General features: G+C 34.0%; 8 protein-coding genes. 4 read left to right on the top strand and 4 right to left on the bottom strand.

The features are described 5' to 3' along the window. Together CWS01_RS23275 and CWS01_RS22095 are read right to left on the bottom strand one after the other, a co-directional pair. A partial coding sequence (locus CWS01_RS23275; protein WP_193603805.1) for a PspA/IM30 family protein occupies positions 1-166 on the bottom strand: 166 nt, incomplete at its 3' end. 1 nt (position 167) lies between these two features. Next, entirely contained in the window at positions 168-581 is a 414-nt protein-coding gene (locus CWS01_RS22095; protein ID WP_101179736.1) for a magnesium transporter CorA family protein, read from the bottom strand. Between the two features lie 378 nt (positions 582-959). Here CWS01_RS22095 and CWS01_RS23105 point away from each other — a divergent pair, with 378 nt between their 5' ends. Next, positions 960-1,340, top strand: a complete 381-nt coding sequence (locus tag CWS01_RS23105; protein ID WP_235852153.1) for a hypothetical protein — start codon at positions 960-962, stop codon at positions 1,338-1,340. Between the two features lie 70 nt (positions 1,341-1,410). Beyond that, the gene (locus tag CWS01_RS22085; protein WP_101179734.1) at positions 1,411-1,743 is read left to right on the top strand and encodes an antibiotic biosynthesis monooxygenase; all 333 of its coding nucleotides are present in this window, start codon (positions 1,411-1,413) and stop codon (positions 1,741-1,743) included. Positions 1,744-1,992: 249 nt separating this feature from the next. Here the strand turns inward: CWS01_RS22085 and CWS01_RS22080 are convergent, their stop codons facing one another. Further along, positions 1,993-2,997, bottom strand: coding sequence for an LLM class flavin-dependent oxidoreductase (locus CWS01_RS22080; protein WP_101179733.1), 1,005 nt, complete (start codon positions 2,995-2,997; stop codon positions 1,993-1,995). A gap of 462 nt (positions 2,998-3,459) precedes the next feature. Here CWS01_RS22080 and CWS01_RS22075 point away from each other — a divergent pair, with 462 nt between their 5' ends. Both CWS01_RS22075 and CWS01_RS22070 read left to right on the top strand, forming a co-directional pair. Next, on the top strand, positions 3,460-3,942 hold the full coding sequence (locus CWS01_RS22075; protein ID WP_101179731.1) for a DUF2798 domain-containing protein: 483 nt from the start codon (positions 3,460-3,462) through the stop codon (positions 3,940-3,942). Positions 3,943-4,340: 398 nt separating this feature from the next. Continuing rightward, entirely contained in the window at positions 4,341-5,072 is a 732-nt protein-coding gene (locus CWS01_RS22070; protein ID WP_101179729.1) for a DsbA family oxidoreductase, read from the top strand. A gap of 835 nt (positions 5,073-5,907) precedes the next feature. Here the strand turns inward: CWS01_RS22070 and CWS01_RS22065 are convergent. Beyond that, positions 5,908-6,164 (bottom strand): PspA/IM30 family protein (locus tag CWS01_RS22065; protein ID WP_407938567.1); only part of this gene is annotated, 257 nt, incomplete at its 5' end.

Genomic DNA, 6,164 nt, shown 5'->3' with positions numbered 1-6,164 from the left:
TATTTTCTACAAAAATTTGCTGCGATAAAGCTTTCTGTGCTTTTCCTATCTCTTGCTCCATTTCTCTGGAATACTCATTCAGCATTCCAATTGGATCCTCCATGCTATCTAGTAAACTATTAATATCAGCCTTTGCGATTGTTTTGATTCTTTTAAAAATACCCATTTTATTTATTCTCCTTTTTAGTTGTTATATTTTTTTCCCATTGATCTAAAATGCTTGCATGATTATGGTTTATCGATGCTTTTGGTGAAGTCATTAAGGATGTATCAATAAACTGTTGCATGGAAGAAGTTTTTGACTTCTTTTTTAGCCATTTAACTAGTAATACTAAAACAGCAATTCCAATGATAAGGAATAAAAGGAACCCCATCCAGGAAAATCCAGTTCCATGGTGAAAACCTTCATGACCAAATCCACCTTGCGCACGCATTCCTCCATCTGGCCCATGCCCATGTTCATGAAAACCAGCTGCAAAAGTAACGTTTCCTCCTAATAGATTGGAGATAAAGCTCATTACTAAAACCATCGATGTAATGACTGTACTCCAGAAAATACCTTTTTTCATTCTAGTATTCACTGTTTTCTTTCCTCCTTTTCTTTTCGATAGTTGTAGTTTAGTAGTCTTTGGTGAAAACTTGGTGAAATCATTTCAATTAATAGAATCTATTTTAAATTTTTGTGAGAAAAGAAAAAGAGTAGATATTAGCTACTTTAATTGAATGAGGCCAAACTTTTATATTGGTGGACTTATTTTAAATGAAGATAATCATATAATTTAGATTTTAATTTCTCCATATCGACTAAACTATAAATAGAAGATAGATGAAAAAATTTATTTAAAAAGACAGATTCTTAAAAATTATAAAATTTGGCAAACGTTACATTGACACTACGTATACAAATGTATACAATATTCCTAAGGTATACGTCTGTATACATAAAAAGGAGTGATAGGATGAGAAACAATCACGACAGATGGTACAAAAGAGATGAAAGACCTTTTGAAGGGGAACATAACCGAGAAGAATTTCGTCACCCTAGAGGCGGCGGCCATAAACGCAAAGAACATCATCGTGGTGCAAAAACATTCCGTCGAGGAAGAGCCATTGAATTTTTAGACAGATTAAATGTAAAACGCGCAACATTAAAACAACAATTAGAATCACCAGAACTACAATCCATTAATCCCATTTTAGTGGGAGAGCTAAAAGCTGTTGAAACGATCATCAATGAATTTATTCAATTATTTGAGATTCACGAAGAGGAAGTAAAGGGAAATAACGCTATTGCAAATGAAGAAGCGACGCCTAAAGATAACGTGCCGACAGAGGAATGATTTCAAATACAGTGCTTAAGTGTGGAGAAATAATTAATTTATCCATAAAAATACAGATTGGGGATAGTTTATGTTTGTTCAATTAAGAAAAATGACAGTGACGGAAGGAAATTCTGAACAAGTGGTAAGTCGATTCAGCAAAGCGGGCATAATTGAAGAACAAGAAGGGTTTGTTGACCTTAAAATCATGGTAAAAAAAGTGAGACGTGGAGAGGAAGAAGTCATTATTTTAATAACTTGGGAATCAGAAGATTATTGGAAACAATGGGAAAAAAGTGATGCACATATTGCTGGCCATAAAGCCAAAAATAATCAAACAAAACCAGAATTTATTATCCATACAGAAGTAGGCAAGTATGAAGTTAAAGCAGTTAAAAAGGCAGTTAAAAGGCTAGAATCCTGAATGAATGAACGTGCCTGATTTATTCAGTGAAAGAAACTTTATAAGCGGGACGTCGATTTCTCAGCTACTGGATAGCTTTTTCCTATTTAAGCGCCATATTTTTATGATAGACGAAAAGTTTATAAAACACCTATATTAAAATAAAAAAGGAAGTTGTCCATTTACAACTTCCTTTTTTATCGACAAACTGAAGGGGCTGTGCTCAAAAGTCATTTTTACTGATTTTTGAGCACAGTCCCCTTTTTTCATTTATTTTTCTTCAACAATTTCCTTAAAGATTTGATACGACCGTTTTTGTTTATCAGGATCAAAGATATAGGAAACCGCCATAATCTCATCTACATGATACTTTTCTTGAAAATTCATTAACTGTGCTTTTACTGTCTCTTTGCTTCCCATAAATGTCATACTGGACATAGAAGAAGCCATTTCTTTTTCATGTGGTCGCCAAATGGCATCCATGCTGTCCACTGGTGGCTGCAAGGGGGTTTGGGAACCTCGGACAACATTTAGGAAAAATTGCTGCATCGTTGTGGATTCTCTTTGCGCTTCTTCATCTGTTTCCGCTGCAATTACATTTAAACAAACCATCATATATGGGGCATCTAGATATTCAGAAGGCTGAAATCGATTGCGATAAATCGAGATTGCTTCCTCCATATATCTAGGAGCAAAATGTGAAGCAAACACATACGGAAGCCCTAATTTAGCCGCTAAATAGGCTGAATCTGTCGATGATCCTAAAATATATAATGGAATATTTGTATCAACACCTGGATATGCCTTCACATAGCCTTGTTTTTCTTTCGGTCCAAAGTAAGAAAGCAAAGAATTGACGTCATCAGGAAATGCATAAACAGCAGCATCATTTTGTGAACGCCGTAACGCACTTGCCGTTTTCATATCGGTGCCAGGAGCTCTACCAAGCCCTAAGTCTACACGATTGGGATAGATAGTTGCCATTGTGCCAAATTGTTCGGCAACAACTAACGGAGAATGATTTGGCAGCATAATTCCGCCAGATCCAACACGGATGGTTTTTGTATGCTCTAATGTATGTTTAATTAAAATGGAAGTAGCTGAACTTACTAATGTGGGAGAATTATGATGTTCAGCAATCCAGTACCGCTTATACCCCATTTCCTCCGTAGCTTGAGCTAAATCAATCATTGATTCAATAGCTTCTTTAGGTTCCTGCCCCTCGCGAATTGGAGCAAGGTTTAAAACCGAAACAGGTATATTTATATTTGTCATTTCTATAATTCCTTTCTAAATCAAGATACCCTACTATAGTATCAATTAGCTTAGTAAAAACAAACTGATATGCTTGGATATCGAATAGAAGTGCTTTATGCATTGTAGTGAATAGAAAGATTATATTCTCATTTAGATTAGCATCTACCGCATATGCTTAGAAATATTTTGCCCGTACTTAATCACTCTATTTAAAAAAGGAATAGCCAAGTGGCAACCCAGTTTATTTTTATTTAAAGTTATCGCAAAAGGATTTAACTATCTTTGTCAAAAATACTTCTCCATCTGCAAATAACAAATTTTTGTGCTTTCTTGCAAAATAATAAGAATACTTCTATTTAAATGTAACAAAAATGTTACATAAGTAATATAAAAAACATATTTTTTACCAAAATGTTACTTATGAGAAAAATTTTAGGCATATATAATTACATTTATATTTAAAAGAAAGGAGGTTTTGATTTGCCTAGTAATAAAAAAGAAGGAATTATTTTTGGAGTTTTTATGTGTTTTGGAATGGTGTTTATTATGACCTTTTACAACACAGCATTACACGGATTTTCATCGTTTACAATAGGAGGTTCAGTAATTCCATTTGTTATAACATTGATTGTTGCTTTTGCTGTAGAATCATTAGTCGAACCACAAGTACGTAAAATTGCTCTATCACTTCCTTATGATAAATCAAAAGAAATCAACTTTATTCTAGTATTTGCTTGTTGTATGGTCCCTATGATGGTTCTTATTATGTCCATTTACGGTCTTGTTTTAACGAATATCATGACAGGAATTGAAGGTTCTATTTTCACTGCTTACCTTAAAACAGTTGGGTTAAACTTTATCGTCGCGCTTCCAGCACAATTATTAATTGTTGGCCCTATCTCTCGTTGGCTGTTAACTAAATATGTGAAACCATTGACACAAAAAACTGAATTAAACATGTAAAACAAACACGAAGCAAGCTGCCACTTTGCTGGCTGGCTTCGTTTAAATAACACTTTCAAACTAACTTTTATTACTTATATATATAAAATAAAATTTAATAGATTTTTTGGATACGTAAAATTTAAAACAAGAGTACTCTTCCCTCTGCTAATAGGAAACTAAAAGTGCTTTTCTTAAAAATATAATGCCTCGCCATTATATTTACGCTATCTAAAAACGCAATAGCATCTAGCAAACTGCTCTCCCTTACAATATTTTTTGCTTAGAAATAATCGACTGACGCTATTACAAAAAAAAAGACAGCTTTTCTATTCCTCTTCTTTAAATGAAGCATATAACTTTGTGTCTTTTGGCATGTATGCTACAATGCCCTGTAATGACTAGAAAGAGGTGTTAGGATGAAGATCGAAGTATGGTCTGATTTTGTATGTCCCTTTTGTTATATAGGGAAACGAAGATTGGAATTGGCACTGGATAAGTTCCAACATAAAAGTGAAGTAGAAGTGGAGTTTAAAAGTTTTGAATTAGATCAAAATGCTCCTATATACTCTGGAATAAATATTCACGAAGTCCTTGCATCCAAATATGGAATGAGCATAGAACAAGCTAAACAGAATAACATTCAAGTTGGCCAACATGCTGCTGGTGTGGGATTAACTTTTAATTTTGATGATATGAAGCCAACAAACACGTTTGATGCCCACCGTTTGGCAAAATTTGCAGGCGAAAAAGGAAAAGAAAAAACACTTACTGAAAAATTGCTTTATGCTTACTTTACCGAAGGAAAAAATTTAAGTGATATGGAAACTCTTGCTGAAATTGCGGAAGCTTCTGGTTTAAACAGAGAAGAAACAATAAATGTTCTAAATGATAAAACATCCTATGCAAATGATGTTCGCATAGATGAAGGAATTGCCCAACAATATGGAATTTCTGGGGTTCCTTATTTTATTATCAATCGAAAATACGCTATTTCAGGGGCGCAGTCACTAGAAACATTTGTCGATGCTCTCCAAAAGGTTTGGGAAGAAGAAAATCCTCAGCCTAAATTAACAGATTTTTCATCAGAAACTGGGAATAACGCTGCATGCCAAGATGGAAGCTGCGTAGTTCCGCCAAATCAAAAATAAAGAACTTTTGTTGCAAAAAGCAGCTGAAAAAATCAGTCCATTTTGTTCAGCTGCTTTTTTAGCGACTAATTTTATGTTCATTCACTTTATTTGCTTAAACGTTTCCCTATTTTGAAAGAGATATTCGTTGAATCTTTTATTTAAAAATGATATATGTATATTTTTATGTCTCATTAGCTCCATCATAAATAATGGTTCTTTGCGTTCATAATTCATATTCACTATTTTATTGAAAAAAAATAAAAGAAAAATAACGCTTTTAAAAATTCCGAGCTTCTTTTAACAGTCGAATTCCTATATCTATTGCTTCTTCTGATAATCCTCCAAATCCTATTAAAATACTATTTTTTTTGTTTTTATGCCGCCCATCTCATAAATTGATAATGGATATACTTTTACCCCAGCATCTGCTGCCTTGCGGATGAGGTCGTCTTCATCCATCCCATTTTTCACCTCTAGCACCATATGGATACCTGAATTTCTACCAATTACATTATTTCTCAAATTGTTTTTGATGACAATTAATAAGCGATGTGCTTTTTCCAGTATGATGTCCTCATTTTATTCAAATGCGTCTGCCCATGCCCAAGTTTCATAAAACGAGATAATGTATCTTGATGAAAACGGGAAACTGTCTGCTTATAAAACGTAAATTTCTTTGTCCTTCTTCAGCAATTCTTCTGGTAATACTCTATAGGTTATGCGAATAGAGTAGCTAGTCCTTGCAGAGATGAAAAAGAAAAGCATCCTTCATATGTATTCTCCTCTCTTTTTTTCATACAGAAAAAAGCACCTTCCTATATATTCAGGTGCTTCTTTTCTTGTATATCTTTAATTATATGGTCTCTTTTTCACTCTTTAGCTTCTCTATTTCCCTGCTGATCTCTTCTTCGCCTACTAGGTTTAAGCTGTTTGCTTCATAGCTTGATAATGGATTGGAAGAATAACTTCCTGCTTGCACTTCTGCCTCCATGAAGAGAATTTGTTCTTCCGCTTTTGTCACGCCTCTTAGAATAGTATCTGATTGGAAAGAATTCGAAACTTTTTGAATCTGCTTCATCGATTTTGCGACATTTGCTCGTGAAGCTAACA

It is taken from the genome of Niallia nealsonii, from assembly GCF_002835805.1.
Taxonomy (GTDB): Bacteria; Bacillota; Bacilli; order Bacillales; family Cytobacillaceae; genus Niallia; species Niallia nealsonii.
Note: the sequence above shows the minus strand (reverse complement) of the source record. Positions and strands in the feature narration are given on the sequence as shown.